Origin of the sequence: Rhodovibrio sodomensis (assembly GCF_016583645.1) — a bacterium.
In the GTDB taxonomy this organism is placed as follows: domain Bacteria; phylum Pseudomonadota; class Alphaproteobacteria; order Kiloniellales; family Rhodovibrionaceae; genus Rhodovibrio; species Rhodovibrio sodomensis.
Map to the genome: position 1 here is coordinate 1 of NZ_NRRL01000099.1, position 25,325 is coordinate 25,325.

A 25,325-nucleotide genomic window follows, 5' to 3' on the forward strand; every position below is an offset into this window, starting at 1 on the left:
TGGGCATGGCGGTCCTCCTTCTGCTGAATGTTTGAACCCGCTGAGCGGAGTTCGTGCTGACATCCCTGGAGGGCCGCCACCCTCTCCTCAACATCTCAGAGGGTGGCCGCCGCGATACCCCATCTCTCAGTGGCCGGCCTTTTTCTTGAGCGACACGGTCAGCGCGCCGTCGGTGGCCCTCGCTCTACCCGTAGCGGCCGCGTATTCTGCGCGTGCGCGTGCCCGTTGCACCTGGAGATCGACACGATGGCATCTATCAAGCACGAGCGCCGCACGCTGAAGAGCGGGCGCATCCGCGAGCGCTGGATCGTGAGCTACTATGCCGGCCCCCCAGGCGCCCGCACGCGGCAGTACCAGACCTTCGACAGCAAGCGCGCGGCCGAGCGATTCAAGGTCAAAGTCGAGGATCAGGATCTCCGCGGCGAGGTGCTCGCGCACGACACGAGCCCAACGGTGCACCAGGCCTGCGAGACATACCTGCGCGCTTGTGCGACGGGGACGCGGCAGAGCAAGCGCGCGAAAAAGGCCTTGCGCGAGCAGACGATCGAGCAGATGCGTGCCCGGCTGACGCTCTGGCTCTACGCTCACGACATCGGCGATCGCCTGCTGAGCCAGCTGACGCGTCGGGACGTCTCCGGCTACGCCGACTGGCTGATGACGCAGAGCGGCGCCGGCGCGCGCGAGCTCGAGCTGGTCTTTCAGCACCTGAAGGCAGCCCTGGCCGAGGCCCGCCTGCGCGGCGATTTGCACCAGGATTTCTGGTCGGATCTTGTCGCGCGCAAAGCCGAGAGCGATGCCGTCGGCGCGGACGAAGACGAAGACGAAGACGACGTCTGGGCGGACATTCCGTCGCACGCCGAGGCCGCGCATCTGATCGAGACGGCCAGGCGCCTGCGGGACGAGCCGAACGCCGTACTCGGCTGGCAGCCTGACGACGCGCCGTGGCGCCGGTGGCTTGCGCACGCAGCGGTCGCCGGCGGACGAGGGCATGCACAGCTCGCCAAGGCCTGGCGGCGCTACTACCCGCTCGTCGCCGCGGCGATCTGGACTGGTCTTCGGATGTCGGAGCTGCGCGCTGCAGCGGCGCGACGTCGATCTCGAGCAGCGGACCATCAAAGTGCGCCGCTCTGCGGACAAGAAGGGCCGGATCAATCGCCCGAAAAGCGAGGCCGGCCGGCGCATCGTCCCGATCCCCGAGCCGCTCGTCGAGATCCTGCGCGAGCGCCTGACCGATGTCGACACAGACCCGAAATCGTACGTCTGGAGCACCAGCGGGGGCCCGCTGCGCATTGAGCAAGTCTACAAGGCCTGGGGCCGGCTGCTGGGCTACGCAGGTATCGAGCGACAGCTACGCTGGCACGGACTGCGCGCTTACTACGCGACCTGCCACGCGAGCCGGGGGACTGAGCCGAATGCGCTGATGAAGATCATGGGCCACGAGGATCCGCGCACGACATTCGCGATCTACGCGCGGATCCATCGCGAAGACGTCGGCGCGATGATCGCCGCAGCGGACGCAGTAGCTGGCATGACGAAGCCGGCGGCGCCGGCGGAGGCCGCGGAGTAGATCAGAACGGGATTCGGTTGGTCTCGCCGGCAGCGTCTCAGCGCGTTTTTTGTCCCCGATTCTTGTCCCCAACTGGGTGCCGCACGCAGCCGCAACCGCAGGATTTCGCGCCGCAGCTAGCCGCAACAGAACCAGAACAAATATCGCAGGGGACTTAAGGGGTGGGGGTTAAGTCTCTGAAAAACAATGGTGCCGGCGGAGAGATTCGAACTCCCACCCTACCGATTACAAATCGGTTGCTCTGCCAGTTGAGCTACGCCGGCGTCCGGCCCGGTTCGGCGCCGGGCGCAAGATATCCGGGCGCCGGGGCCCTCGCAAGGAACGCGCGCCGGGCGCCGTTGGCGTGGCCTACAGCTCCCCGTCCAGCGTCAAGAGCGGGTCGTAGAGCTCCGGCCGGCGGTCGCGGAACAGGCCCCAGGCGGCGCGCTGGTTGGCCAGCGCGTCCAGATCGAAGGTGGCCGCGACGGCCGTCTCGCGGTCCTCGCCGGCTTCGGCCAGCAGGGCGCCGGTCGGGTCGGCGACGAACGAGCGGCCGTAGAAGGTGACCGTGCAGCTGTCGCCCGGCTCCGCGCCGATCCGGTTGCTGGCGACCAGCGGCATCAGGTTGGCGCCGGCATGGCCCTGCATCACCCGCTGCCAGTGGCCGCGGCTGTCCAGGGTCGGGTCCTGCGGCTCGCTGCCGATCGCGGTCGGGTAGAACAGCACCTCCGCCCCCTGCAGCGCCATCGCCCGCGCGGCTTCCGGGAACCATTGGTCCCAGCAGATCGCCGTGCCCATCCGCCCGAAGTGGGTGTCGAACACCATGAAGCCGGTGTCGCCCGGGTTGAAGTAGAACTTCTCCTGGTAGCCCGGCCCGTCGGGGATGTGGCTCTTGCGGTAGACGCCCAGGATCGCGCCGTCGGCATCGACCATCGCCAGCGAATTGTAGTGCGCGTTGTTGGCCCGCTCGAAAAACGAGATCGGCAGCACCACGCCCAGTTCGCGGGCGAGTTCGGCGAAGCGCGCGATCACCGGATGCCCCTCGAACGGGCGGGCGAGCTTGAACAGCTCGGCCTTCTGGTCTTTGCAGAAGTACGGCGTCTCGAACAGTTCCTGCAGCAGGATCGCGTTGGCGCCGTCGGACGCGGCCTGGCGCACCAGCGCCTCCGCCCGATCCAGGTTGTCGTGGGTGTCCCAGCTGCAGGCCATCTGGGTGGCGGCGACGGTGATCTCGCGCATGGAGGCGGGTCTTCATCCGGTTGGCGTGGTGCGAGCGATTCCACCACCCAGGCGCCGAAAGACCAAGCCCCGGTCGCCGCCCGGCCCGGGTTTTTCAGGAACACAAGGCCGGGCGCCTCGCGGCGCCCGGCCTTCAACCCGTCGAACAGCCAGCCGGTCAGTTGTCGTTCAGGCCGACGTTGAGCGGCACGATCTGGGAATAGATGTGCGACAGCTGGAACGCCTGGAAGCTGTTCGGCGCGGACTTCGACTGCTGGTGGCAGCTGAAGCAGCTGGTGTCCTGGTTGTAGGTCTCCATCGTCGCGTTGGCGAGGCTGAGCGAGCCGCGCAGGTCGGTGTCGGAGAAGTCGGCGGTGTCCGGGATCGGCGCGTCGGCCTTGGTGTCCGAGCCCTGGGAGGTCCAGATGCCGCCGATCTGGACGTAGTTGGCGCGCCGGTCGCCGTCCTTCAGCTGGCTGCGGATCGAGTTGTTGATCGACAGCAGCAGCGTGTTGTTCTCCGCCGAGCTCTTGTCCGGCGCGCTGCCCCAGGGGTTCATGCGCATCGTGTTGGAGGGCGCGATGCCGTTCCGGCAGACGAGGTTGCCCTGGTCGTCGCGGTTGGCGACGATGTTGCCCTGATCCTCCTTCATGCATTCCACGTTCTCGCGCGTCCGGAACATGTGGTCGCCCGCCGCCATGAACTGATAGCCGACGTCCGAGGGGTCGCGGTGGATCTGCAGATTGCCCTCGGAATCGGTGTAGTAGTACGGCGCGTTCGGGGCGTTATCGATGTGCTCGAAGCTGGCCCAGACGAATTCCTGGTGGTGCTGCACCGTGCCCACGACGTGCATGCCGACCAGCGCCAGTTCGGTCGTCCGGCTGCCGTCGCGGGTCCACTCGGTTGCGCCGCGGTCGAAGGTCGGCACCACCGCCTCGATGGTGACGTAGCGGTCCGGGTCGTCGACCGTGTTCGCCGCCACCCAGGAGGTCTTCAGTTCCATCACCAGCGCTTCCGGGGCCGGCACCAGGGCGGCCGGAAACTGCGCCTCGGTATAGTCGGTGACCGCCTGCAGGTCGCTCGCGTCGCGCGGAAACTTGGTCTCGCGCGGGAACTGGCCGGTCTTCTGACCGGTCAGGAAGTAGGCGTAGATGTCGTTGACGTGCACGCCGTAGTAGACCAGCGACCCGTTTTGCGACATCAGCACGCCGCTGCCGCCGGCCTGGCCAAGCTCGCCGATCTCGTCCGCCTTTTCGCTGCGCACCGCGAGTTGCAGCGGCCCCGCGTCGGGCGCGTTGTCGACCAGCCGGCGGTAGCCTTGGTGGTTGACCGGCAGCACGGTAAACACCGCCGGCCCGTCCAGCACCAGTGGATCGCCGGTGTTGTAGTCCGGGGAGGTCAGCCACAGGAACATCTGCGCCCCCCAGGTGTAGAAGTCGCAGACGGTGTTGTGCTCCGGGAAGGCGACGCTGTCCGCCGGGCGGACCGGCCCGTTGGCGCGCGGCGTGCCCTCCAGGAACCAGCTCGTGAAGGTGTCCGGTGAGACCGTGCAGGTCTGCTGCACGTCGCTCGGCAGATCGATCTGCGCCTGCGCCGGCGTGGCCAGGCCCGCCAGCATCGCGGTCCCCGCGATGGCGGCGCAGCTTTTCGCAAACAAGTAACGCATGGGTGAACTCCCCGTCCCCAACAACGATCGAGACGGGAGGTCTAGATGGGGTAACGGGCCGGCGCGAGCCAGGCCGTAGCGGTCGGGGTGGTCATCCCTCACACTGTTGGTGATTAAAACCGGCGTCAGGGCGGACCTGCGCCAAACAGAGGAGGGATGACCATGGACCAGTATGCCGGAATCGACGTGTCGCTGGAAACCTCCAGCGTTTGCGTGGTGGACAGTGCGGGCAAGGTGAGCCGCGAGGCGAAGGTGGCCAGCGAGCCCGAGGCGCTGATCGCCTGGTTCCGCGGTCTGGATGCACCGGTGACGCGGATTGGCCTGGAGGCGGGCCCGCTCTCGCAGTGGCTCTACGCCGGTCTGCGCGAGGCTGGCTTCGCGGTCGAGCTGCTGGAGACCCGACAGGTGGCCGATGCCTTCCGGTCGATGCCGGTCAAGACGGACCGCAAGGACGCACGCGGCATCGCGCAGCTGCTGCGGCTGGGCTGGTTCAAGCCGGTGCATTGCAAGTCGCTCGGCGCCCAGGAGGCGCGAGCGCTGCTGACGGCACGGCGGCAGGTACAGACCAAACGCCACGACATTGAGATGTCGATCCGCGGGATCCTCCGGGGGTTCGGGCTCAAGGTGGGCAGGACGACACCTAAAACCTTCGAACACCGCGTACGTGAGCTTGTCGACGGGCATCCGACGTTGAGCACGGTCGTGGAGGCGCTGCTACGCAGCCGCAGCGCCCTGGACATGGAGTTCCGGAAGCTCGACAAGGCCGTCAGCAAGGCCGCCACAGCGGACCGGACGGTGCGCCGGTTGACCTCGGCGCCGGGCGTGGGGGCGCTGGTGGCGCTGACCTACAAGACGGCCGTGGACGATCCGGCCCGGTTCGCCTCATCACGCGCGGTGGGCGCGCACTTCGGGTTGACCCCTGGTAAGTACCAGTCGGGCGAGACCGACGTGACCGGGCGGATCAGCAAGGTGGGCGACCACTGGGTGCGCGTCGCCCTCTACGAGGCGGCGAACGTCCTGCTGACCCGGCCGGTCAAGGGCGGCGCGCTCAAGCGCTGGGGCCTTGCCGTCGCCAAGCGCGCCGGCATGCGCAAGGCCAAGGTGGCCGTGGCGCGCAAGCTCGCGGTCATCCTGCACCGGATGATGGCGGACGAGACCACCTTCCGATTCGAGGCGGCGGCATGAGCCGGGGGCTCGGTTCGACAAGGAGAACATAGACGCGGCGGGGAGCTGAGCGAGCAACTCCGTCCCCGAGGTCCCGTCGCCGGGACGCGGGATCCGGCCAGGTCGCAAATCGGGGAGCAGGGCCAAGCCACTGCGCGTTCCTAGATTGACCGGCCGGTCCTGTTCCGGACCCCATACAGCAGCGGCCCACGCGCCGACTGCGGACAGAAGCAAGTCACCGGCGGCGGGGTTTTGACGAAAGGGGGTTGACCACCATAGGCCCGTTACAGAAGCCCGATTTCGCGCGAGGGTACACGTTAAGGTTACGGGACCGCCGCAGACGATTCGCCGAACTGGCGCCGGTCGCGCGCGCGAAATCGCTGCAAGTCGGACCGACCTTCGCCGTGAATTGCGCCCTGACTTCGTCGACAGAGGGCTGGATCGCCCAAGCTGACCCGGCCTGCCGCGATCCGCGGGGCTATAGCATTCCCAGCTCGCGCGCCGTTCGGTCGATGCAGGTGCGCAGCGTGTCGACCATCGTGTCGATGTGCGCCCGCTCGGCCGTCAGCGGCGGCGAGACGATCATCGCGTCGCGCACCGCGCGCAGGATCACGTCGCTGTTGAAGCAGTGGTCACGGCAAATCCCGCCGGCCTTGCCCAGCGGCTCGAAATGCCGGCGGGTCGCGGGGTCCGCGCACAGCTCGACCGCGCCGACCAGGCCCAGGGTGCGGGTCTCGCCGACGATCCTGTGATCGCGCAGCTCGCTCAGGCGCCGGGCGAGGTAGGGCCCGGTGTCCGCGCGGACCTTCTCGACCAGGCCCTCGCGCTCGATGATCGCCAGGTTCTCCAGCGCGACCGCGCAGGCGACCGGGTGGCCGGAGTAGGTGAAGCCGTGGAAGAACTCGCCGCCCTCGGCGATCAGGGTGTCGGCGACGCGCGGGCCGACCATCACGGCGGACAGCGGCAGGTAGCCGCTGGTGATCCCCTTGGCCAGGATCATCAGGTCGGGTTCCAGGCCGTAATACTCGCTGGCGAACCAGTGGCCGGTGCGCCCGAAGCCGGTGATCACCTCGTCGGCGACCAGCAGCACGTCGTGCTTGCGGCAGATCTCCTGCACCCGCGGCCAGTAGCTCTCCGGCGGGATGATCACGCCGCCCGCGCCCTGCAGCGGCTCGCCGACGAAGGCCGCGACGTTTTCCGGGCCGATCGACAGGATCTTGTCCTCGACCGCCTGCGCGGCCGCCGCGCCGAAGGTTTCCGGCGACAGCTCGCCGCCGTAGTCGAACCAGTAGGGCGGCATGACGTGCTCGAAGCCCGGCAGCGGCAGGCCGCCCTGGCCGTGCATCGCCGCCTGGCCGCCGAGCGACGCCGAGGCCATGGTGGAGCCGTGGTAGGCGTGCTCGCGGGAGACGAACACGGTCTTCTCCGGCTTCCCCTTGAGCGCCCAGTAGTGCCGGACCATGCGCACCATGGTGTCGTTCGCATCCGAGCCGGAAGAGCCGAAGAACGCCCGATCCAGCCCCTTGGGCGTGAGCTCCGCCAGCTTGGCCGCCAGCTCGATCGACGGCGGCGTGGCGGTCTTGAAGAAGGCGTTGTAGTAGGGCAGCTGCATCATCTGGTCGTAGGCCGCCCGCGCCAGTTCCGGCCGGCCGTAGCCGACGTTGACGCACCACAGCCCGGCCATGCCGTCCAGGATCCGCCGGCCCTCGCTGTCTTTCAGGTGCAGGCCGTCGGCATGCGTGATGATCCGGCTGCCGCCCTCGGCGGCCAAGCCCTGGTAGTCGGTGAAGGGATGCAGGTGGTGGCGGGTATCGGTCTCGCGCCAGCGCGCGGTCTGGTCGTCGTGGGCGGTCATGATTGTCGGCTCCGAACGGGAAGGCCTGGGGGTATCGACGAACGTGTCGGCGGGTTCCCTCTCCTCCACTGGGAGGAGAGGGACAGGGTGAGGAGGCCCCACGGCGATACCCGAGGCTACCTCCTCTCCCCGGCCCTCTCCTCGCAGGTGGAGGAGAGGGGGTTGAAACCCGTCCCTCAGGGGTTGAAGCCGATCCGGGCGCAGGTGATCAGGACGTCCGCGGCGATGTCGCGTGGGCCGCGGGGCAGGGGATGGTGGCGTGGGCTGGTCATCGGGTCGCTCATACGTTGAGCAGCAGGTGCTCGCGCTCCCAGCTCGAGATCACGCGCTGGTAGGCTTCCAACTCGGCGTCCTTCACGCTCGTGACAACCTGGACGAAGTCCTCGCCCAGCACGCGCTTCAGGCCGCTGGAGCGGGAAAAGCGGTGCAGCGCGTCGTACAGCGTGCGCGGCAGGGTGTGGGCGAGGCGGTAGCCGCTGCCTTCGACCGGGCGGGTCGGCTCCAGCTCCTCCACCATCCCCAGATAGCCGCAGGCCAGCGAGGCCGCCATCGCCAGATAGGGGTTGCAGTCCGCGCCCGCGCAGCGGTTCTCCACCCGGCGGCTTTCCGCCCCGGAGACCGGCACGCGGAAGCCGACGGTGCGGTTGTCCAGGCCCCAGTGGGTGTTGATCGGCGCGTCGGAGTGGCGCATCAGCCGGCGGTAGGAATTCACGTTGGGCGCCAAGAGCGGCATCACCGCGGGCAGGTATTTCTGCAGCCCGGCGATGTAGGACAGGAACTGCGCGCTGTTCTCGCCGTCGCTCGCGTTGGCGAACAGGTTGCGCCCGCTGTTGGCGTCCAGCACCGACTGGTGGATGTGCATCGAGCTGCCGGGCTCGTTCTCCATCGGCTTGGCCATGAAGGTGGCGTAGACCTTGTGGCGCATCGCCGTCTCGCGGACGGTGCGCTTGAACAGGAAGGTCTGGTCGGCGAGTTCCAGCGGGTCGCCGTGGTTGAAGTTCATCTCCATCTGCGCCGCCCCGGACTCGTGGGTCAGGGTGTCGATGTCGATGCCCTGCGCCTCGCAGAAGTCGTAGACCTCCTCGAACAGCGGATCGAACTCGTTGACCGCGTCGACGCCGTAGGACTGGCGCGCCGTCTCGCGCCGGCCGGAGCGGCCGATCGGCGGCTCCAGCGGGTAGTCCGGGTCGGTGTTCACGTCGACCAGGAAGAACTCCAGCTCCGGCGCCACCACCGGCGTCCAGCCGCGCGCGCGGAACAGCTCCAGGACGCGCTGCAGGGTACGCCGGGGCGCGATCTCGACCGGCGAGCCGTCGAAGTAGTAGGCGTCGCAGATCACCTGGGCGGTCGGGTCGTCGTACCAGGGCACCCGGCGGATCGTCTGCACGTCCGGCTTCAAGTAGACGTCGATCGTCGCCGGCGAGGTGACGCCGTCGTTCTCGCCGTAGTCGCCGGTCACGGTCTGGATGAAGATCTGCTCGGGGATCCTGAGGCCGGTCTCGCGCATGCCCTTGAGGAATTTCTGCGCCGGCAGGATCTTGCCGCGCGCGATCCCGGCCAGGTCGGGCACCAGGCACTCGACTTCGTCGATCGTGAAGCGGTCGAGGAAGTCGCTTGCGACTTGGTCGTCGCCGTTGTCGGATGTCATGCGGAAAAGGAACTCTCGGGTCCGCTTGGATCGTCCGTCGCAGGCCGGGCGGCCGCGCCGGGGCGCTCGCATCGGGCGCTGAACCGGCGTGTCCGGCCGCCCGCAGCGAGGCCGCGGGCATCCTACGGGCGCCCGGAAAAGGTGGCAAGGCAGCCGGGCTCTTGACCCGGCGGGCCGGATCGCCAGTGTTGGACGCACCAGCCCGTCGCCCGGTCTTCTCCAGAACCACAGCCGAAAGCCCGCCCGCCCGTGAGCGCCGATGCGCACATCAGCTCCTACTACGCCGCCACCGCCCAGCCGGCGCCCGAGCGCCGGCCGCTTGCGGGCGAGGTGCGCGCGGACGTCTGCATCGTCGGCGGCGGCTTCACCGGCGTGACCGCCGCCCTGGAGCTGGCGGAGCGCGGCTATGCGGTCGTGCTGCTGGAGGGCATGCGGATCGGCTGGGGCGCGACCGGGCGCAACGGAGGGCAGGCGTCGACCGGGTTCAACGCCGACATCGACAAGCTGCGCCGCTGGGTCGGCGACGACGACACGCGCCGGCTGTTCGAGTTGGCCGAGGAATCCAAGCGGATCATCGCCGAGCGGGTCGCCAAGCACGGCATCGATTGCGATCTCACCTGGTCGCACTTCAACGCCGCCAACAAGCCGCGCCACCTGGACGATCTGAAGGCGGAATCGGAGGTCTGGTCCCGCTTCTGCGGCTACGACAAGACCGAGATCATCGACCGCGACCGTTTGAAGGAGTGGGTCGACAGCGACGCCTACGTCGGCGGCATGGCGGATTACGGCAGCGGTCATCTGCATCCGCTGAACTATTGTCTGGGCCTGGCCCGCGCGGCGGAGGCGGCGGGCGCGGTGCTGCACGAAGACAGCCAGGTCACCCGGTTGGAGACCGATCGGGCCCGACCGCGCGCGGTGACCGGCCACGGGGCGGTCGAGGCCGACACGCTGCTGCTCTGCGGCAACGCCTACCTGGGCGACCTGGTGCCGCAGATCCGGCCCAAGGTCATGCCGGTCGGCACCTACATCGGCGCCACCCATCCTCTGGGCGAGAACCGGGCGAACGCCCTGTTGCCGACCAACGCCAGCGTGTGCGACAGCAACTTCGTGCTGAACTACTACCGCCTGTCGGCCGACCGGCGCCTGCTGTTCGGCGGCCGGGTCAGCTATTCGACGGTGATGCCGCCCAACCTGCCCAAGGCGATGCGGGCGAAGATGCTGACGGTGTTCCCGCAGCTGGAAGATCAGACGTTCGAATACTGCTGGGGCGGCTACGTCGCGATCACCGCCGAGCGCACGCCGCACATCGGCCGGCTGGGCACCAACGTGCTGTTCGCCCAGGGCTTCTCCGGTCACGGCGTGGCGCTGACCGGCGTCGTCGGGCGGATGCTGGCGGAGACGGTGGCCGGCCAGGCCGAGCGCTTCGACGTCATGGAAAAGCTGCCGCACACCACCTTTCCCGGCGGCAAGCTGCTGCGCACCCCGCTGCTCGCGCTCGGCATGCTGTGGTACCGGCTGCGGGACTACATGCCGTAGCTGCGCGACCAATATCGCCGGCGTAGCGATTGAACGCCCCGGCCTGAACGCCGTGGCCTGAACGCCGTGGCCTGAACGCCCTGGGGACGGAATCGCGCATGCAACCGATTTCACGCCGCACGGTTTTGGCCGGCGCTTCGGCCCTGGTCGCCGGGCCGGCGCTTGCCCGCGCGGACCGCTGGGCGCGCGTGGTCGCGGCGGCGCGGCGGTACGACCAGCTGCACGCGATCCTGGTCGCGCATCGCGGCCGCACGGTGGTTGCCGAGGCTTTCCGCGGCGACGGGCTGGACGCGCCGGCGAACGTCAAGTCGGTCTCCAAGTCGATCGTGGCGCTGCTGCTGGGCGCGGCGATCGACCGGGGTGTGGTGCCGTCGGTGGAGGCGCGTCTGGCCGAGGTGGCGCCGCGGTTGATCCCGACGGACGCCGAGCCGCAGGTGTACGAGCTGACGCTGCAGGACCTGGTCACCCTGCGCGCCGGGCTGGAGCGCACGTCCGGTTCGAATTACGGCGCATGGATCGCCTCCGACAACTGGGTCGCCGACGCGTTGTCCCGGCCGTTCGTGGCGGAGCCGGGCGGGCGGATGCTGTATTCGACCGGCAGTTTCCACGTGCTGGGCGCCGCGCTGGCGGAAGCCAGCGGGCGCGACCTCTTGACCCTGACGCGCGACTGGCTGGGCGATCCGCTGGGGATCCAGGTGCCGCCGTGGACCCGGGATCCGCAGGGCTACTACATGGGCGGCAACCAGATGGCGCTGAGCCCGCGCGCGATGCTCCGGATCGGCAACCTGATGCGCCGCGGCGGGCGCTGGCAGGACGCGCGGATTCTGCCGCGCGCCTGGGTCGAGGCCTGCCTGACCCCGGTCACGACGTCGCCGTATTCTGGGCTCGGTTACGGCTACGGCTGGTTCGTGACCCAAACCTCGGCCGGGCGGCTCGGGCTGGCGCGCGGCTACGGCGGGCAGATCATCGCCGTGGCGCCGGACGCCGAGGCCGTCGTCGCGATCACCAGCGACCCGACCCAGCCCGCACGCAGCGGCGGCTACTTCGGCGACCTGTTGAGCCTGATCGCGGAAGAGGTGCTGGCGGCGACCTGAGTTCCGCCGGTTTCCGGCACCCGGATGTCTCCCGAAGCCAGCCGTCGATGTCTTCCCGGAAGCCTCGGTGCGGCTTGTTGTCCCAAGTGTCGTCCGGCCTGCGTATCTGTCAGTTTGAATAGACATCCCGACTGTAAGGTAGGCTTGACACATGCGGACCGATCCACCAACGTCACCTGGGTGGTGTTGATTGCGGATCGGGTGGTCGTGTCATGAAACTCGCGAAGTATGTTAAGTTTCGCCAAGAAAAGTTTGGCGGGGTGCTGTTCGAAACCCGGTCGGAAAAGGTCTACGCACTGAACCCCACGGCGGCCGCGGTCGTGCGCGAGATCCAGGCCGGCACGCCGGAAGACGCGATTCCCGCGCGCCTCAAGGCCGACTTCGACGCCGATGAGGCCGCCCAGATCGACCGAGAGGCGGCCGCCTTCGCGGATCAGCTGCGCGAGCAGGGCCTGGTGGTGGAGGAGTAGCCGCGATGGACCAACACCCGGGCCAGGGCGGCAGCGCGGAGACCGCCGGTATTCGTCCGCAAACCGCGACGCCGGGCGCGACCACCTCGGGCGCGCTGGGAGCGCCGCTCTATCTCGCGTGGCAGCTGACCAACGAGTGCAATTTCGCCTGCCTGCACTGCATCGAGGAGAGCGGGCCCGGCCGGGCGTTCAAGGACGAGATGACGGACCAGCAGGTGTTCGCCACGCTGCGCCAGGCGATCGACCTGGACGTTCCCTACATCTCGCTGTCCGGCGGCGAGCCGATGGTCCACCCGCGCTTTTTCGACCTGGTCGCCTACGCGAGCGAGCGTGGCGCGCAGCTGAAGATCGAGACCAACGGCCAATACCTGACCAAGGATGCCTGCCAGCGCCTGAAGCAGCTGGAGGTCAAGTCGGTCCAGGTCTCGATGGACGGCGCCAGCCGCGAGACCTTCAACAAGATGCGGGTGCGCGGCGACTTCGACGCGGTCGTGCAGGGCATCCGCAACCTGGTCGAGGCGGGCGTCCCGCTGGAGATTAACTACTCGCCCACCAAGTTCAACACCCACGAGATCGGCCGCGCCATCGATCTGGCGTACGAGCTGGGCGCGCAGAACTTCTACACCGGCCGGACGATGTATACCGGCAACGCGGTCAAGACCTGGCACATGCTGGTGCCGAGCAACGACCAGTACATGCACTGCTTCAACACGCTGCATCTGAAGCGGATCGAGTACGCCGGGCGGATGCGGGTGCACTTCCACGAGATGGGCCTGCTGCAGGAGATGCGCGAGCGCCTGGAAAACCCGGCCGCGCTTCTGGTCGTGCTGCCGAACGGTCTGGTCAAGCTGATCAACGCCCTGCCGTTCGTCTGCGGCGATCTGCGCACGGACTCGCTGGCGCAGGTCTGGGCGAACTTCCAGAACGCCTGGCAGGACCCGCGCGTCGCCGAGTTCGTTGCCGCGCTGGAACAGGACCCGGCCAAGACGGCCGAGCTGCACCACTGGATCTACGTCTGACCCGGCGAGCGAGGCGCAGGTGAGCGAACCCGCCCAGGCATACCCCGCGCGCCCGGCCGGCCCGGCCGCCCTCATGGGCCGGATCGCCAGCCTGGTGCGCTACCGTTTCTTCCTCTACGCCGGCCTGCTCCCTTTCTTGTTGGGCGCCGCCTGGGCGTGGGCGATCGTCGGTACGTTCGACGCCGGCGTGTTCTGGACCGGGCTGTGCGGCATCGTGCTGTCGGTGATCGGCGTCGAGGCGTTCAACGAGTATTTCGACAGCCGGATGGGGACCGACCGGGTGTTCGATCCCGAGGACACGCCGCCGATGTCGCGGGCTGTGCTGTGGCTCGGCGTCGCCGCGTTCGCCGGTGCGCTGGCCGTCGGGCTCTACCTGGCGGCCCGGACCGGCTGGCCGATCCTGGTCTACGCCGGCCTGGGCGGACTGGCCGCGGCGTTCTACGTCGCCCCGCCGATCCGGTTCGCCTACCGCGGGCTGGGCGAGACGGTGATCGCGCTGTCCTACGGCCCTCTGATGGTGCTCGGCAGCCTGCACCTGCATGCCCAGCCGCGCGACCCGGCGGTGATCGGGCCCGCCCTGCTGGCCTCGCTGGTGCCGGGATTGCTGATCATGGCCCTCGCGGTGACCAACGCGATCCCGGACTTCCATCAGGACCGCCTGGTCGGCAAGCGCAACCTGGTCGTCCGGCTGGGTCGGGCGCGCGCGGTCTGGCTGTACAACGGGCTCGCCGCGCTGGCCTTGGGCGTGGTGGCCGTCGGGGTCGCCGGCGGTTGGTTTCCCTGGCCGACCCTGGCCGCACTGGCCGCAGCGCCGCTGCTGTGGCGCAGCCTGCAGCACGGCCGCACCGGCTGGCAGACGCCGCGGCAGTTCCTGCCCGCGGTGCGCGCGATCGTGCGCTGCTACATCGTCGCCGCCGGGCTGTTCACCCTTGGGCTGCTGAGCCAGCCCTGGCTGGCCGGTTAGGGGAGGCGCGCGATGACCCGGCACGCGGCCGAGCCACGCCGCAGGCATCAGATCGACCGCCTGGGCGCGCCGCTGTTCGTTTCCTGGCAGCTGACGCGCGACTGCGATCTGGCGTGCGTCCACTGCTGCACCGAAAGCGCGCCCGGCAAGCCGATGCCGGGTGAGTTGAGCCGTGAGGAGGCGCTGGCGCTCGCCGACGACATCGTCGCCGCGGGGGTGCCCTACGCCATGCTGTGCGGCGGCGAGCCGATGGTCGTGCCGCATTTCCTGGAGGTCGCCGAGCGTCTGGGCCAGGGCGGGGTGCAGCTGAAGATCGAGACCAACGGCCAGCGGTTCGGGACCGACCAGGCGGCGCGGCTGGCCGAGCTTCCGGTACGCAGCGTGCAGATCAGTCTGGATGCCGACGATCCGGCGACCTACGCCCGCCAGCGTCCGGGCGCGTCGCTGGCGAAGGTGCACGCCGCCTGCCGGGCGGCGCGGGGCGCCGGGCTGCCGCTGGAAGTCACCTTCGCGCCGACCCGGATCACGATCGCCGAACTGCCCGCGGCGATCCGCCGGGCGCGGGAGCTGGGCGCCTTCCGGTTCAACACCGGCGCACTGATGCGCATCGGCAACGCCGCCCGCAACTGGCGCAAACTGCAACCGAGCGCGGAGCAGTACGCCGCCTTCCGGGCGATCCTGGATCGAGAGGCCGCGGCCGGCGATGCGGCGATGGAGCTCGCCTACCTGCCGTTCCGGATGCAAGACGGACTGCGCCAGATGGCGGCGGAGCCGCCGGCGACGCTGCTCGTCCTGCCCGACGGCCGGGTCAAGGCGTGCGCGGCGCTGCCCTACGTCGTTGCCGACGTGCGCCGGGACGGGCTGGCGCATGCCTGGCGATCGTACTGCCAAGCCTGGCACGGGCCGGAGCTTCGGGCTGCCGTCGAGGCGGCGGCCACCGACGAAGCCCGGCATGCCGACGCCAACGCTTGGCAGGAGCTGGCGGAATCCCCCGCCTGAGCAACCCCGAAAGGAGGTGACGCATGAGCGAGAGCGTGAGCGAGACGCGCGACGCGCGTCAGGAGGAGCGGTCCACGGACGCGCACGACAAGATGACCTGGGAGACCCCCCAGATGGAGGACGTCTCCGAGCAGGTCATGGCGCAGCCGTACATCCGCTTCACCTAAAGACCGGTCGGGGCCGGCTGGCCGCGGTCGGCCGGTCCCGGCTCCTTCGCCGCCGGTCACCACGGCCGTCCCCCGCCGCAACCCTGAGCCGAGCCCGCCCGCGATGCGCCCTGGAGCCGCTGTCGAGGATTTTCGCGCCCCGCTGTTCATCGCCTGGCAGCTGACCAACAGCTGTGCCGGCCGCTGCCCGACGTGCTGCGAGGACTCCGGCCCGAACCACGGCTGGCCGGACGAGCTGACCCGGGACGAGGCGCTGCGCGTCGCCCGCGAGATCGCCGGGGCCGGCATCCCCTATGCTGCGTTCGGCGGCGGCGAGCCGCTCGGGGTGCCGCACGTCTGGGAGATCTTCGACACCCTCTCCGCCGCCGGCACGTCGATCAAGATCGAGACCGACGGGCGCTACGTGGACGCGGCGGCGGCCGCCCGGATGGCGCGGCTGCGGGTCGACAACGCCCAGATCTCGGTCGATGGCGCCCGGGCGGGAACGCACGAACGGCTCCGCCCCGGGTCCGCCAGTTTCGACCAGGCAACCGGAGCCCTGCGCCATCTGAGCGCCCACGGCGTGCCGGCCGAGCTGGTGTTCACGCCGACCCGGCACAACCTGGCGGAGATGGCCGACGCTTTCGACCTCGCGGTCGAGCTCGGTTGCAGCGCGTTCGTGACCGGGCCGCTGATGCGCCTCGGCCGGGCAGCCGCCGATTGGCAGACGCTGGCGCCGGATCCCGACGCCTGGGCCGAGGCGACGACCGATCTGCGCGCCCGCGCGGCCGGCCGACGCGACGCGCCGACCCGGCTGTCGATCTATCCCCACGACATCGAACGGGAAATCGCCGACCGGCTGGCAAGCCCGCAGGCGATGATGCTGATCGTGCCGAACGGCCGGGTGAAGCTGCTCAACGCGCTGCCGTTCGCCCCCGGCGACCTGCGTCGGCAGACCCTGCTGCAGGCCTGGTCGCGCTATCAGCAGGCCTGGCGCAGCGCCGAGGTCGCCGACTTCATCCACCGCTGCCGCGGCGCGCCCGAACTGCTGCGACACGCCAACGAGACCTGGCCGGTCGGCTGAGACCGCGGCCCTGTCACGCCAGCACCGCCGCCGTGCCGCCGCGCCGCGGGTCGCCGGCACCGGTCACGCGGCCGTCGGGCAGGCGCTCGACCGCGTGGACGCCGCCGAAGAACATGTTGCGTTCCGGCCAGCGCTTGAGCGCTTGGCCTTCGGCAGCCGCCGCGGCGATTGCCGGCTCGGTAAAGCCGGGCTCGATGCTGACCAGGCCGCGGTCGACGTGCAGCCGGGCGGCCGCGACCGCTTCGGCCGCGGATAGGCCGTAATCCACCAGCAGGCTTGCCACCTGCACCAGCGCGGTCCGGATCCGGTTCGACCCGCCGGAGCCGAACGCGACCTGCCGGCCGCAGCCCAGCTCCAGCACGCTGGGCGCCATCATCGAGGCGATCCGCGTATCCGTCGGCCAGGCGTCGAAGCCGTCGGGGTGCAGGTCCTCTTCCCCCAGCATGTTGTTCAAGTGGATGCCGGTGCCGGGCCAGGCGTGCCCGCAGCCTTCGCCGTTGGACAGCGTGACCGCGGCCAGGTTGCCGGCGGCGTCGGCGACCGAGATGTGGGTGGTGCCGCGGCCGCAGCGCGGCCGGCCCGCCATCGCCGCGCGGTAACGGGCCAGCAGCCCGGGGTCGAACAGCGCGCGTTCCGGCGTCTCGCGCGCGCTCAGGCGTTCGGCCTCGCCCCGCGCGTCGGAGGTCAGCCGCATCGCGCGGGCGAGCGCACCCGTCTGCGCCGCGCTGCCGGCGGACCCGGCCGGCCCCGCCGCCTGCAGCAGGTCGAGGGCGAAGGCGACCAGCATGCCGCCGCTCGACGGTGCCGGGTTGGTCAGCAGCCGGGCGTCGCGGTAGCCGCGGGCGAGCGGCTGGCGCCGTTCGACCCGGTAGCGTGCCAGATCGTCGGCGCTCAGGTGCCCGCCAGCGGCGCGCGACAGTTCGCCCAGCGCCTGCGCCAGGTCGCCTTCGTGGAACGGCCGGTCGCCCTCCACGCCCAGGCGGTCGAGCGTCTCCGCCAGCTGCGGCTGCACCGGCCGTTCGCCGGGTGCGCGCGGCGTGCCGGCGGGGTCCTGGAACACGCCTGCGATCTCCGGCGTGGTGGCCAGGATCGGTGCCAGGATGCGCCCGGCATAGGCGTCGAAGTCGCGCAGCGGCACGCCGGCGCGCGCGAGCTCTGCGGCCGGGGCGACCAGGGCGCTCAACGGCCGGCTGGCAAGGTCGGCGTGCACCGCCGCGATGCCCCGGATCGCGCCCGGCACGGCCGCCGCGCCGAGGCCGACATGGAACTCCTGCGTCGCCGGGCCGAAGTCGACCTCGACCGCGCGGAAGTCGGCGCCGTCGCGGGCCCGGCCCGGCGTCTGGGCGAAAAAGTCGTACAGAACGGGCACCCGGTCGGCCGGATGGGCGAGCAGAAAGCCGCCGCCGCCCAGCGAACACAGCAGCGGCTCCGCCACGCTGGCCGCCGCGACCGCCGCGCTTCCTGTGGTGCCCTTGCCCGTGGTGCCGTGTCCCGCGTGCGTCATGGCGCCGGGGTCTAGCACTGCGGGTGCCGACAGGCTAGTGGGTGGCGGGTGGCAAGCTGAGACCACCGTACCGGCGGGTCCCTCTCCCTCGAGGGGAGAGGATAGGTGAGGGTGGGACTCCCCGCCAGCGCCGGGAAGTCCCACCCTCACCCTCCCACGCCGCTTTGCGGCGCGGGCCCCTCGCTCTCCCCTCGAGGGAGAGGGGTGACAGCGGCGACCGTCGCAAGCCATTCAGGATTTCTCCCAGATGACCGCCACCGCATGACCGCCGCCGCTCAGCTGACCGCGCGCCAGCGTACACTCGGCCTCAGCGCCGTCGTGGTGGCCAGTGTGGGCGCGGGGATGACGCTCGGCATGCTGATGCCGCTCGCCAGCCTGACGCTGGAGGGCTGGGAGATGTCGGCGACCCTGATCGGGCTGAACAGCTCGATGCAGGCGTTGGCGATGCTGGTGTGCGGCCCGTTCCTGGCCGGCTGGGTGCGCCGGCTGGGCCCGGTGCCGGCCCTGCTCCTGGGCACTGCGGTCGGCGCCCTGGGGATACTGGCCTTGCCGCTGTTCCCGGAACTCGGCCCGTGGTTCGTGCTGCGTTTTCTGATCGGCGCCGGGATGGCGCTGCCATGGCTGGTGGCGGAGACCTGGGTCAACGCGATCGCCCGGGAGGCCAGCCGCGCGCGCGTGATCGCGGTCTACTCGATCGCGCTGTTCGCCGGCCTGGCGCTGGGCCCGCAGCTGCTGCAGCTGACCGGCCGGACGGGCGTGCTGCCGTTCGCGGTCTGCGCGGCTGCACTGGCGCTGGCGCCGCTGCCGATGGTGGCGGCGCGCGGCCTGCTGCCCAGCCTCGAGATTCCGCCGGGCCTGCGGATCCATCAGGTGCTGGCGCGCGCACCCACCGTGGCGGGCGCGGCGCTGATCGCGGGCTTGAGCGAAAGCGCCTGCTACATGCTGCTGCCGGTCTACGGCGTCCGTGCCGGGGTCGGGGAGGCGACGGCGCTGACCTGGCTCACCGTGCTGATCCTGGGCGCGGTCGCCTGGCAGTTCCCGCTGGGCTGGCTGGCCGACCGGGTCGACCGGCAGCGCCTGCTCGGCATGGCGGGCCTGGCGGGCGCACTGGTGCCGCTGCTGCTGCTCGCAGTGGTGCCGGGCAGCTGGGTGGTCTGGCCGCTGCTGTTCCTCTACGGCGGGATCGCGCTCGGCTACTACACGGTTGGCCTGGCGCACCTGGGCGCGCGCTTCGCGCCTGGGGAGCTGGCGGTCGCCAACGCAGGCTTCATGGTGCTGTACGAAACCGGCACGACCGCCGGGCCGGCGTTCGCCGGGGCGGGGATGGAGCTGTGGGCACCGCACGGCTATCTGCTGGCGCTGAGTGGGTTCGGCGCCAGCTTCGCCGCCCTGGTCGCCTGGCGCCGGCGGGGCGGCGGATCCGGCTAGGGCAAGATGCCGAAAGGCGGGCTCACCTTTCAGCTGAATCTTGCTCTCTCTTCAAGCAGGTAGCCGCGCCCTCGTGCGGTCACATTGCGCAGGTCTGCTCGACCGCCCAAATGATGTGACAGATGCCGCTTGTTCAGGAGACATCCCGCCATGGCCATCCGCACCCTGACCCTCGCGACCGGACTGACCCTCGCGCTCGCCGTCCCGCCGGCGGCCGCGCAGGAGCCGGCGCCGGAAGACAGCCCCTCGGGAGACAGCCCCGGCGAGATGGCGCTTGAGGGGGTCGAGCAGCTGATGAACGCGATCGAGACCTTCGTCCACTCCCTGCCGATGTACGGCGCGCCGCGGATCGACGAGGACGGCAACATCGTGATTCCGCGCCTGGATAACGGCGACCAACCCGACCGCACCCCCGAACGCAAGCCGGACAAGCCCGACCAATCGCCCAACGGCGACGGCGGCGTGACGGAGATTTAGGCGGGGCAGGTTTAGCCCGCGCCGTCGCTGAGATGTAACAAGCGTAGCGGCGGGTCCCTCTCCCTTGAGGGGAGAGGATAGGTGAGGGTGGAAATCCTCGCCGTACGCCGGGGAGTCCCACCCTCACCCTCCCACGCCCTGGCGGGCGCGGGCCCCTCCCTCTCCCCTCAAGGGAGAGGGGATGAACGGGCGCCGCTTTTACTATTGCGCCGGTCTTGAGGGGTGGCGGCGCGCTGCTATCTTGCGGACCACGCCGACCGCTCCCCGCTTCCCCGTGAGATCAAGGATACCCGCGCGACATGGACGATCCGCTCGGCGTTTACGTGCCCGGCGGCCGGCTCGATCGGCAGGACAACGAGATCGGCGCACTCGCCAACCTGACGTTCGCGGTCAAGGACCTGTTCGACATCGCCGGGGTGGCCAAGACCTGCGGCTGCCCCGCCTATGCCGCGCGCTTCGGCGAGCCCGCGGCAGCTAACGCGCCGGCGGTCGCCGCGCTGCTGACCGCGGGCGCGCGCCTGACCGGGCGGACGGTGATGGACGAGCTCGCCTACAGCCTGACCGGCGCCAACCCGCACCACGGCACCCCGACCAACAGCGACGCGCCTGGGCGCACCCCGGGCGGCTCCTCCAGCGGCTCCGCCGCGGCGGTGGCCGGCGGGCTGTGCGACCTTGCGCTCGGCACCGACACCGGGGGATCGGTGCGGGTGCCGGCCAGCTATTGCGGCGTGCCCGGCCTGCGGCCCAGCCACGGCGCGGTCTCGCTCGACGGCGCGATGGCGCTGGCGCCCAGTTTCGACACCGTCGGCTGGTTCGCCCGCGACACCGAAGTGCTGCAGGCGGTCAGCGAGCATCTGCTGCCGCTGGATACCGACGGCGCCGAGATCGGCCACCTGACGATCGCACAGGATGCCTGGGACCTGGCGGAGCCGGAGACCCAGCGAACGCTCGCCTCGTGGCAGGACCGGCTCCGGCAGCGCCTGACCGGCGGGGACGCCCGACGCCTCGCCGACGACAGCGGCGGGCTCGCCGCCTGGCGCGAGGCATTCCGATCGGTGCAGGCGCGCGAGGCGTTCGCCCAGCACGGCGCCTGGATCGCCGAGAGCGAGGTTCCGCTCGGCCCCGAACTGGCGCAGCGCTGGACCTGGGTGCGCAGCGTCAGCGACGCGGACGCCGACGCGGCCTGGGCGACGGTGCGCACGGCGGCGGCGCGTGTGCAGGCGCTGACCGCGAACGGCGGGGTGATCGCGCTGCCCAGCGCGCCCGGCGTGGCGCCGCCGATCAACGGCGACGCCGACGCCTGGGCGGATCACCGGGCGCGCGTGCTCGCGCTGTCGTGCATCGCCAGCTTGAGCGGCTGCCCGCAAGTGTCGCTGCCGGTGGCGCGCCTGGACGGCTTGCCGCTCGGCCTCGGCCTGATCGGCCCGCAGGGCGGCGACCGCGCGCTGCTCGCCTTTGCCAGCCGCCTGCTGCCGGCCAACCAGGAACGCGACCCCGGGGCCGTGTTCGACGAGGCGTGAGGAGCATGTTCCCTCTCTTCCACTGCGAGGAGAGGGTTCGGCAGATCAGGTTTCCTGCGGCATCGGCATCCCGGCAACCTCCTCCCCTAGCCTGGATTTTGCACGCAGCTGCTTGATGCCGTCTGGTAGCCGCCGCGAGCCGTTCGCGTAAGGGTCTTGGCGGGGTATTGTACGATGTGGATGTGGTGTTTTTCGTGTCTCGATTCAGGCCGGCGGCGAGCTGCGCGTCAGGCGAGTCCTGATGGACGCGCGGCATCGTCGGCGCTGGCCCGCGCGTGGCGCAGGGTTGGTTGTCGGGCCGCTCGCCGGTGGCTCAGGCCGGCCGAGGCGGCGGTGGCTTGATGCGGTAGAGGATCTCGCTTGCCCGGTGCAGCAAGCCCTTCACTGGACAGCTGGTGGGCAGGTGCAGATCCACGCGTCGCTTTTTGGGTACCACCCGCACGGCGCGCTTGAACAGCTTGACGATCACGGTGCCGGGCTCGGCGCGGGCGAGTTCGGTGTGCGCCAGGACCTGCGTGCGCAGGGCATGGTGCAGGACGTACGCGGCGCAGGCGTAGAACAGCCGCAGGTGGTTGGCCAGGAAGCTGCGGTCGGAGGTGCGCTCGGCGAACAGGTCGTTCTTCCAGTGTTTGATGAAGTTTTCGTCCTGTCCGCGCGCGGTGTAGAGCGCGGCATAGAGGTACTCCGGCTCGGGCTGCTGCAGGGAGGTGACGACGAACCGGGGGTTCCGGCCGGCAGCCATGACCTCGGCCTTGAGGATCACCCGCGGGGTGATCGGCCAGGAGCCCGCGGCGTAGGACAGCTCACAGTAGTGACGTGTGGCCTGGGGCGGTGTGAGGCTCATCCGCCGGGCCTCCGCGCAGCGGGCCGTGTGCTCTTCGGCCGCTGCGTCGAGGTCGGGACGGGCTTGCTCGTACAGCCGGTTGTTGCCGGTCAGGCCGAGAAGGAAATCGGTGTTCGGCCGTTCGGCGATCAGGCTCATGATTTCCGGGTTGGCGAAGTGGCCGTCGCCCCGGACCAGGATATGGGTGTCCGGCCAGGCCACGCGCAGGCGGTCGAGCACGCGCCGCAGGATGCTGGCGTTCTCCGCGCCGGTCGGGGTCTTGCCCGGGCGCAGCACCGCCGTGACCAAGCGTCCTGTCTGACCTTCGAAGATCGCCAGCGGCAAGAAGCAGTGCGTTCGGTAATGATGGTTGTAGAAGCTGAACGCCTGCTGGCCGTGGGTCGGATCGACGGTGTGATCCAGGTCCAGCACGATCGCCTCGGGCTCTTGCGCGTAGCTGGCGATGAACTGGTCCACGAACGCCTGGCCGAGGCGGTAGATGTCCTTTTTGGAGACGCCGTTCTCCAGGCGGCAGAAGGTGGACCCGCTCGCTAGGCGGCTCTTCTCGGCAAGCGGATAGCGGTCCAGAGCGAGTTGGAACACCGGATCGGTGCTGAGCGCGTCGGCGTCGTTGCCGTCAGCGTAGCCGCAGGCGTGCAGGAAGGCCCGGTACGCGAGAAGATCCCCAAGCTCATGGTCGGTGTAGGAAGAATGACGCCAATCGGCGATCGCCGCGGCCAGACGGTCGCTCAGGCCGATCTGCCGGTCGACACCCCGAAGCAGCATCGGGCCAAAGTCCGAGGACATGGCCCCGCCGTTGAACTCGGCCCGGACCGTGCAGCCCTCGACGGGATGAAATCGCAGCTGTTCTTGGTTACCCTCTGCCATGGGCGGGCCTCCACGCTGATTTCGTGTATTGCCTCAGCGCCCATAACCCGCACGAATCCGCGGGTTCAAGGGAGGCCCGCCCTGCCTCCGTGCAAAATGGGGGCTAGAGCAAAATCGATGAAGGTCTGGTCGACCTTCATCGTGAATTTTGTAACAGGGGCAAAACGCCGGGCATCTGGGGGTGTTGGGACTCATCTTTGGGTGCATCCGGTATGGGGGCGTGATTCTGTTGGGTCATGGCGAAGGGCGGACGGGCGGGATTGTGCAAGCAGCGCAGGACGTGCTGCGCGCCGGCGTCGCCACGCTCGACCGTCTCCTGCAACGGCTGCTCGCCCACCAGGACGCCCTGCTGATGGTCCTCGAACGACCCGAGGTGCCGCTGCACACCAACGCCTCGGAGAACGACATCCGCAGCCACGTGATCCGGCGGAAAATCTCCGGGAGCACCCGCAGTGATCGCGGACGCGACTGTCGCGATGGCTTCCCGGGCGTGTTCAGGACCTGCGACAAGCTCGGGGGGTCGGCCGCAGGCTGGCGTGTCGAAGCAAGCCCGACGGGTATCGAAGCGCCCGCTACTCCGCCGCCAGCCGGGTATTCGCCAGCTCCCGGGCGAGCGGGGTCATCGCCGGGAGGCCGGCATCGGCGGCGGCCATGTCGAGAAAGCTGAGGCCGCGGTCGGCGGGCGGGCGCAGGCCGTGCAGCGACAGCCGCAGGCCGTGCCAAAGCATCGCCGCCGCGCAGCGGCCGGGCGCGGCCTTGGCGCTGAGCTCGCGGGCGTGCGTGGCACCCCAGTCGGTGATCGCGACCCGCCAGTCGGCCGGCAGGCCGCGGCGCTCCAGGGTCACCAAGCCGGCCTCGTCGAGCGCGCGCAGCCGGCCCTCGACGACCTCGGTCGTGGGGGTGAACCACTGTCCGCTCAGGTCGCCCAGCCGGCCGGGCAGGTCGCCCGCGCGCGGGCGTTCCTCGCGCGCGATCAACAGCACCGACAGCTCGATGATCTCGTTGACGCTCAGACCGGCCATCGCCGCGTCTCCCGATCGCTGATCCGCCGACGGCACGCCGGGGCCGCCGCTCAATGAACCGCCGCGCTGCCGGGGGCGGTCGCGGCCGGCCAGCTGCGCGCCGTGCCCGGGGGGTCGTTGGCCGCCTTGGGCACGGCGGCCCGCGGGGCGCGTTCCCGGTCGACACCGACCGGTAGGTCGACCGCGTTCAACGCGTGCGCCAGGCGCATCGCCGCGCGCGTTGCCTCGTGCGCGGCGACGGCGGACAACAGGCTGCCCAGCCCGCGCTCGCAGCCCGCGCGGTCGCCCGCCTGCGCGGCGGCGAGGGCGGCCAGCACCTGGGCCTCGTCCGGGCTGACCTGCTTGCAGCAGAAGCAGCCGATCGCCACCGGCCTGACCGCGGCGCCGTCCAGCCAGTCGAAGATCTGGTCGAAGTCGCGCGCCGCCTCGGGCACGTCCGCGACCTGAAAGCCGTGGTCGATCCGCGGGCGCGGGTCGTCGCCCTTGCGCTTGCACACCAGGCGCGTGCGCAGACACCAGACGGTGAACTGCGCGCCGCTGGCCAGATCCCGTGTCGCGCATCCCTGGAAAGCGTCCGCATGCATCGCCGCCATGCCGGGCCTCGCCTTATGCAATTGCAAATCATTCGCAATAATAAGCTGCCCGGCCGGCACGCCTCTGTCAAACCCGATGTTTTGGAAGGGTTCTAAGGGGCATGCGCGTGCAGCCGGGTTTCGTTTGAACCCCCCGGCGAGCTGTTGGATACTGAACGGCTCAGCCCGCGTACGGGCTTGCTGCCGTACCACCCGAACCGGCCGTCAGAATGCCGGTCGCGGTCCCAAGGGAGGTTAAAGGCTCATGTGCAATATTTTCGCGGGGCAGGATCCGGCCACGTATGCTTGCGTGACGCGTTCCGTGCGCTTATCCGGTCACGTCACCAGCATCCGTCTGGAAGCGCAGTTTTGGGACATCCTGGATGAGATCGCGCGCTATCAGGGGCTGACAACGCCGCGCTTCCTGTCGAAGCTGTACGACGAGGCCCTGGAGATCCACGGCGAGGTCGGCAACTTCACGTCGTTGCTGCGAAACGCCTGCGTGATCTACCTGCGCCAGTCGCAGAGCGTACCGGACGCCCGCGATCTTCTTGAATCCGTGTGATTCTACAGCGCCGGCCGCCACCGCAGCTGGCGATGTAGTACCCGGCTAATACCCTTCCCGTAAGGGGGCGGCTAGACTTGGATATCCGGGCCGGCGCCGCTCGCAGCGCGCGGTGGC

General features: G+C 70.0%; 24 protein-coding genes, 1 tRNA gene and 1 pseudogene. 16 read left to right on the forward strand and 10 right to left on the reverse strand.

Going from position 1 to position 25,325, the window contains the following annotated elements; translation table 11 throughout:
* Positions 1-126 precede the first annotated feature (126 nt).
* On the reverse strand, positions 127-990 hold the full coding sequence (locus CKO28_RS29415; RefSeq protein ID WP_200342865.1) for a hypothetical protein: 864 nt from the start codon (positions 988-990) through the stop codon (positions 127-129).
* Between CKO28_RS29415 and CKO28_RS29420 the strand changes: the two are divergent.
* Together CKO28_RS29420 and CKO28_RS28595 are read left to right on the forward strand one after the other, a co-directional pair.
* Positions 989-1,420: pseudogene (locus CKO28_RS29420) on the forward strand (tyrosine-type recombinase/integrase); the annotation flags it as partial. The gene CKO28_RS29415 and the pseudogene CKO28_RS29420 overlap by 2 nt on opposite strands.
* A complete protein-coding gene (locus CKO28_RS28595) occupies positions 1,421-1,567 on the forward strand; it encodes a hypothetical protein (protein WP_242480714.1) in 147 nt (48 codons plus the stop codon). It abuts the pseudogene before it with no gap.
* A gap of 187 nt (positions 1,568-1,754) precedes the next feature.
* Here the strand turns inward: CKO28_RS28595 and CKO28_RS21445 are convergent.
* From CKO28_RS21445 to CKO28_RS21455, 3 genes are all read right to left on the reverse strand, one after another.
* A tRNA-Thr gene (locus tag CKO28_RS21445) sits at positions 1,755-1,830 on the reverse strand.
* A gap of 85 nt (positions 1,831-1,915) precedes the next feature.
* The gene (gene aguB, locus CKO28_RS21450) at positions 1,916-2,785 is read right to left on the reverse strand and encodes an N-carbamoylputrescine amidase (RefSeq protein ID WP_200342867.1); all 870 of its coding nucleotides are present in this window, start codon (positions 2,783-2,785) and stop codon (positions 1,916-1,918) included.
* A gap of 157 nt (positions 2,786-2,942) precedes the next feature.
* On the reverse strand, positions 2,943-4,430 hold the full coding sequence (locus CKO28_RS21455; protein ID WP_200342868.1) for a hypothetical protein: 1,488 nt from the start codon (positions 4,428-4,430) through the stop codon (positions 2,943-2,945).
* A 162-nt stretch (positions 4,431-4,592) separates the two neighbouring features.
* On the opposite strand from CKO28_RS21455, the gene CKO28_RS21460 reads away from it, so the two are divergent.
* Positions 4,593-5,615 carry an IS110 family RNA-guided transposase gene (locus CKO28_RS21460; RefSeq protein ID WP_200342869.1) on the forward strand — a complete coding sequence of 341 codons (1,023 nt, stop codon included), beginning with the start codon at positions 4,593-4,595 and terminating at the stop codon, positions 5,613-5,615.
* 457 nt (positions 5,616-6,072) lie between these two features.
* On the opposite strand, the gene CKO28_RS21465 is transcribed toward CKO28_RS21460, so the two are convergent.
* Both CKO28_RS21465 and CKO28_RS21470 read right to left on the reverse strand, forming a co-directional pair.
* Positions 6,073-7,449, reverse strand: a complete 1,377-nt coding sequence (locus CKO28_RS21465) for an aspartate aminotransferase family protein (RefSeq protein ID WP_200342870.1) — start codon at positions 7,447-7,449, stop codon at positions 6,073-6,075.
* A 280-nt stretch (positions 7,450-7,729) separates the two neighbouring features.
* A complete protein-coding gene (locus tag CKO28_RS21470; protein WP_200342871.1) occupies positions 7,730-9,097 on the reverse strand; it encodes a glutamine synthetase family protein in 1,368 nt (455 codons plus the stop codon).
* A 249-nt stretch (positions 9,098-9,346) separates the two neighbouring features.
* Here CKO28_RS21470 and CKO28_RS21475 point away from each other — a divergent pair, with 249 nt between their 5' ends.
* The 8 genes from CKO28_RS21475 to CKO28_RS21510 all read left to right on the forward strand — a co-directional run bounded on the left by CKO28_RS21475 (position 9,347) and on the right by CKO28_RS21510 (position 16,409).
* On the forward strand, positions 9,347-10,633 hold the full coding sequence (locus CKO28_RS21475; protein WP_200342872.1) for an FAD-dependent oxidoreductase: 1,287 nt from the start codon (positions 9,347-9,349) through the stop codon (positions 10,631-10,633).
* A 98-nt stretch (positions 10,634-10,731) separates the two neighbouring features.
* Positions 10,732-11,727 (forward strand): serine hydrolase domain-containing protein, encoded by a 996-nt coding sequence (locus CKO28_RS21480; RefSeq protein WP_200342873.1) that lies wholly within the window; start codon positions 10,732-10,734, stop codon positions 11,725-11,727.
* A 212-nt stretch (positions 11,728-11,939) separates the two neighbouring features.
* The gene (locus CKO28_RS21485) at positions 11,940-12,197 is read left to right on the forward strand and encodes a PqqD family protein (RefSeq protein ID WP_200342874.1); all 258 of its coding nucleotides are present in this window, start codon (positions 11,940-11,942) and stop codon (positions 12,195-12,197) included.
* Positions 12,198-12,202: 5 nt separating this feature from the next.
* Positions 12,203-13,216 carry a radical SAM protein gene (locus CKO28_RS21490; protein WP_200342875.1) on the forward strand — a complete coding sequence of 338 codons (1,014 nt, stop codon included), beginning with the start codon at positions 12,203-12,205 and terminating at the stop codon, positions 13,214-13,216.
* 19 nt (positions 13,217-13,235) lie between these two features.
* Positions 13,236-14,180, forward strand: coding sequence for a UbiA family prenyltransferase (locus CKO28_RS21495; protein ID WP_200342876.1), 945 nt, complete (start codon positions 13,236-13,238; stop codon positions 14,178-14,180).
* Positions 14,181-14,192: 12 nt separating this feature from the next.
* Entirely contained in the window at positions 14,193-15,179 is a 987-nt protein-coding gene (locus CKO28_RS21500) for a radical SAM protein (RefSeq protein ID WP_200342877.1), read from the forward strand.
* Positions 15,180-15,202: 23 nt separating this feature from the next.
* Positions 15,203-15,346 carry a hypothetical protein gene (locus CKO28_RS21505; RefSeq protein WP_200342878.1) on the forward strand — a complete coding sequence of 48 codons (144 nt, stop codon included), beginning with the start codon at positions 15,203-15,205 and terminating at the stop codon, positions 15,344-15,346.
* A 103-nt stretch (positions 15,347-15,449) separates the two neighbouring features.
* On the forward strand, positions 15,450-16,409 hold the full coding sequence (locus CKO28_RS21510) for a radical SAM protein (protein WP_200342879.1): 960 nt from the start codon (positions 15,450-15,452) through the stop codon (positions 16,407-16,409).
* Positions 16,410-16,422: 13 nt separating this feature from the next.
* Here the strand turns inward: CKO28_RS21510 and CKO28_RS21515 are convergent, their stop codons facing one another.
* Positions 16,423-17,913: a gamma-glutamyltransferase gene (locus tag CKO28_RS21515; protein WP_200342880.1), complete on the reverse strand. Its 1,491-nt coding sequence runs from the start codon at positions 17,911-17,913 to the stop codon at positions 16,423-16,425.
* A gap of 261 nt (positions 17,914-18,174) precedes the next feature.
* On the opposite strand from CKO28_RS21515, the gene CKO28_RS21520 reads away from it, so the two are divergent.
* From CKO28_RS21520 to CKO28_RS21530, 3 genes are all read left to right on the forward strand, one after another.
* The gene (locus CKO28_RS21520) at positions 18,175-19,341 is read left to right on the forward strand and encodes an MFS transporter (RefSeq protein WP_200342881.1); all 1,167 of its coding nucleotides are present in this window, start codon (positions 18,175-18,177) and stop codon (positions 19,339-19,341) included.
* A 150-nt stretch (positions 19,342-19,491) separates the two neighbouring features.
* The gene (locus CKO28_RS21525; RefSeq protein WP_200342882.1) at positions 19,492-19,818 is read left to right on the forward strand and encodes a hypothetical protein; all 327 of its coding nucleotides are present in this window, start codon (positions 19,492-19,494) and stop codon (positions 19,816-19,818) included.
* Positions 19,819-20,117: 299 nt separating this feature from the next.
* Entirely contained in the window at positions 20,118-21,338 is a 1,221-nt protein-coding gene (locus CKO28_RS21530) for an amidase (protein WP_200342883.1), read from the forward strand.
* A 313-nt stretch (positions 21,339-21,651) separates the two neighbouring features.
* Here the strand turns inward: CKO28_RS21530 and CKO28_RS21535 are convergent, their stop codons facing one another.
* Positions 21,652-23,049, reverse strand: a complete 1,398-nt coding sequence (locus tag CKO28_RS21535; protein WP_200342884.1) for an IS1380 family transposase — start codon at positions 23,047-23,049, stop codon at positions 21,652-21,654.
* Between the two features lie 280 nt (positions 23,050-23,329).
* Between CKO28_RS21535 and CKO28_RS28600 the strand changes: the two genes are divergently transcribed.
* Positions 23,330-23,716 carry an IS66 family transposase gene (locus tag CKO28_RS28600; protein WP_338050211.1) on the forward strand — a complete coding sequence of 129 codons (387 nt, stop codon included), beginning with the start codon at positions 23,330-23,332 and terminating at the stop codon, positions 23,714-23,716.
* Here CKO28_RS28600 and CKO28_RS21545 read toward each other — a convergent pair.
* Together CKO28_RS21545 and CKO28_RS21550 are read right to left on the reverse strand one after the other, a co-directional pair.
* On the reverse strand, positions 23,622-24,071 hold the full coding sequence (locus tag CKO28_RS21545; RefSeq protein WP_200342885.1) for a hypothetical protein: 450 nt from the start codon (positions 24,069-24,071) through the stop codon (positions 23,622-23,624). The genes CKO28_RS28600 and CKO28_RS21545 overlap by 95 nt on opposite strands.
* 50 nt (positions 24,072-24,121) lie before the next feature.
* Positions 24,122-24,664 (reverse strand): hypothetical protein, encoded by a 543-nt coding sequence (locus tag CKO28_RS21550; RefSeq protein WP_200342886.1) that lies wholly within the window; start codon positions 24,662-24,664, stop codon positions 24,122-24,124.
* Between the two features lie 244 nt (positions 24,665-24,908).
* On the opposite strand from CKO28_RS21550, the gene CKO28_RS21555 reads away from it, so the two are divergent.
* The gene (locus CKO28_RS21555) at positions 24,909-25,208 is read left to right on the forward strand and encodes a ribbon-helix-helix domain-containing protein (protein ID WP_200342887.1); all 300 of its coding nucleotides are present in this window, start codon (positions 24,909-24,911) and stop codon (positions 25,206-25,208) included.
* Positions 25,209-25,325 lie beyond the last annotated feature (117 nt).

Excerpts from the sequence above, each read along its gene's own strand:
- CKO28_RS29415 (WP_200342865.1), bottom strand. The coding sequence starts at position 990 with ATGCCCTCGTCCGCCGGCGACCGCTGCGTGCGCAAGCCACCGGCGCCA.
- CKO28_RS28595 (WP_242480714.1), top strand. The coding sequence starts at position 1,421 with ATGAAGATCATGGGCCACGAGGATCCGCGCACGACATTCGCGATCTAC.
- CKO28_RS21485 (WP_200342874.1), top strand. The coding sequence starts at position 11,940 with ATGAAACTCGCGAAGTATGTTAAGTTTCGCCAAGAAAAGTTTGGCGGG.
- CKO28_RS21535 (WP_200342884.1), bottom strand. The coding sequence starts at position 23,049 with ATGGCAGAGGGTAACCAAGAACAGCTGCGATTTCATCCCGTCGAGGGC.
- CKO28_RS21555 (WP_200342887.1), top strand. The coding sequence starts at position 24,909 with ATGTGCAATATTTTCGCGGGGCAGGATCCGGCCACGTATGCTTGCGTG.
- CKO28_RS21490 (WP_200342875.1), top strand. The coding sequence starts at position 12,203 with ATGGACCAACACCCGGGCCAGGGCGGCAGCGCGGAGACCGCCGGTATT.
- CKO28_RS21460 (WP_200342869.1), top strand. The coding sequence starts at position 4,593 with ATGGACCAGTATGCCGGAATCGACGTGTCGCTGGAAACCTCCAGCGTT.
- CKO28_RS21470 (WP_200342871.1), bottom strand. The coding sequence starts at position 9,097 with ATGACATCCGACAACGGCGACGACCAAGTCGCAAGCGACTTCCTCGAC.
- CKO28_RS21505 (WP_200342878.1), top strand. The coding sequence starts at position 15,203 with ATGAGCGAGAGCGTGAGCGAGACGCGCGACGCGCGTCAGGAGGAGCGG.
- CKO28_RS21480 (WP_200342873.1), top strand. The coding sequence starts at position 10,732 with ATGCAACCGATTTCACGCCGCACGGTTTTGGCCGGCGCTTCGGCCCTG.
- CKO28_RS21550 (WP_200342886.1), bottom strand. The coding sequence starts at position 24,664 with ATGGCGGCGATGCATGCGGACGCTTTCCAGGGATGCGCGACACGGGAT.
- CKO28_RS21465 (WP_200342870.1), bottom strand. The coding sequence starts at position 7,449 with ATGACCGCCCACGACGACCAGACCGCGCGCTGGCGCGAGACCGATACC.
- CKO28_RS21525 (WP_200342882.1), top strand. The coding sequence starts at position 19,492 with ATGGCCATCCGCACCCTGACCCTCGCGACCGGACTGACCCTCGCGCTC.
- CKO28_RS21510 (WP_200342879.1), top strand. The coding sequence starts at position 15,450 with ATGCGCCCTGGAGCCGCTGTCGAGGATTTTCGCGCCCCGCTGTTCATC.
- CKO28_RS21500 (WP_200342877.1), top strand. The coding sequence starts at position 14,193 with ATGACCCGGCACGCGGCCGAGCCACGCCGCAGGCATCAGATCGACCGC.
- CKO28_RS21530 (WP_200342883.1), top strand. The coding sequence starts at position 20,118 with ATGGACGATCCGCTCGGCGTTTACGTGCCCGGCGGCCGGCTCGATCGG.
- CKO28_RS21520 (WP_200342881.1), top strand. The coding sequence starts at position 18,175 with ATGACCGCCGCCGCTCAGCTGACCGCGCGCCAGCGTACACTCGGCCTC.
- CKO28_RS21515 (WP_200342880.1), bottom strand. The coding sequence starts at position 17,913 with ATGACGCACGCGGGACACGGCACCACGGGCAAGGGCACCACAGGAAGC.
- CKO28_RS21455 (WP_200342868.1), bottom strand. The coding sequence starts at position 4,430 with ATGCGTTACTTGTTTGCGAAAAGCTGCGCCGCCATCGCGGGGACCGCG.
- aguB (WP_200342867.1), bottom strand. The coding sequence starts at position 2,785 with ATGCGCGAGATCACCGTCGCCGCCACCCAGATGGCCTGCAGCTGGGAC.
- CKO28_RS21545 (WP_200342885.1), bottom strand. The coding sequence starts at position 24,071 with ATGGCCGGTCTGAGCGTCAACGAGATCATCGAGCTGTCGGTGCTGTTG.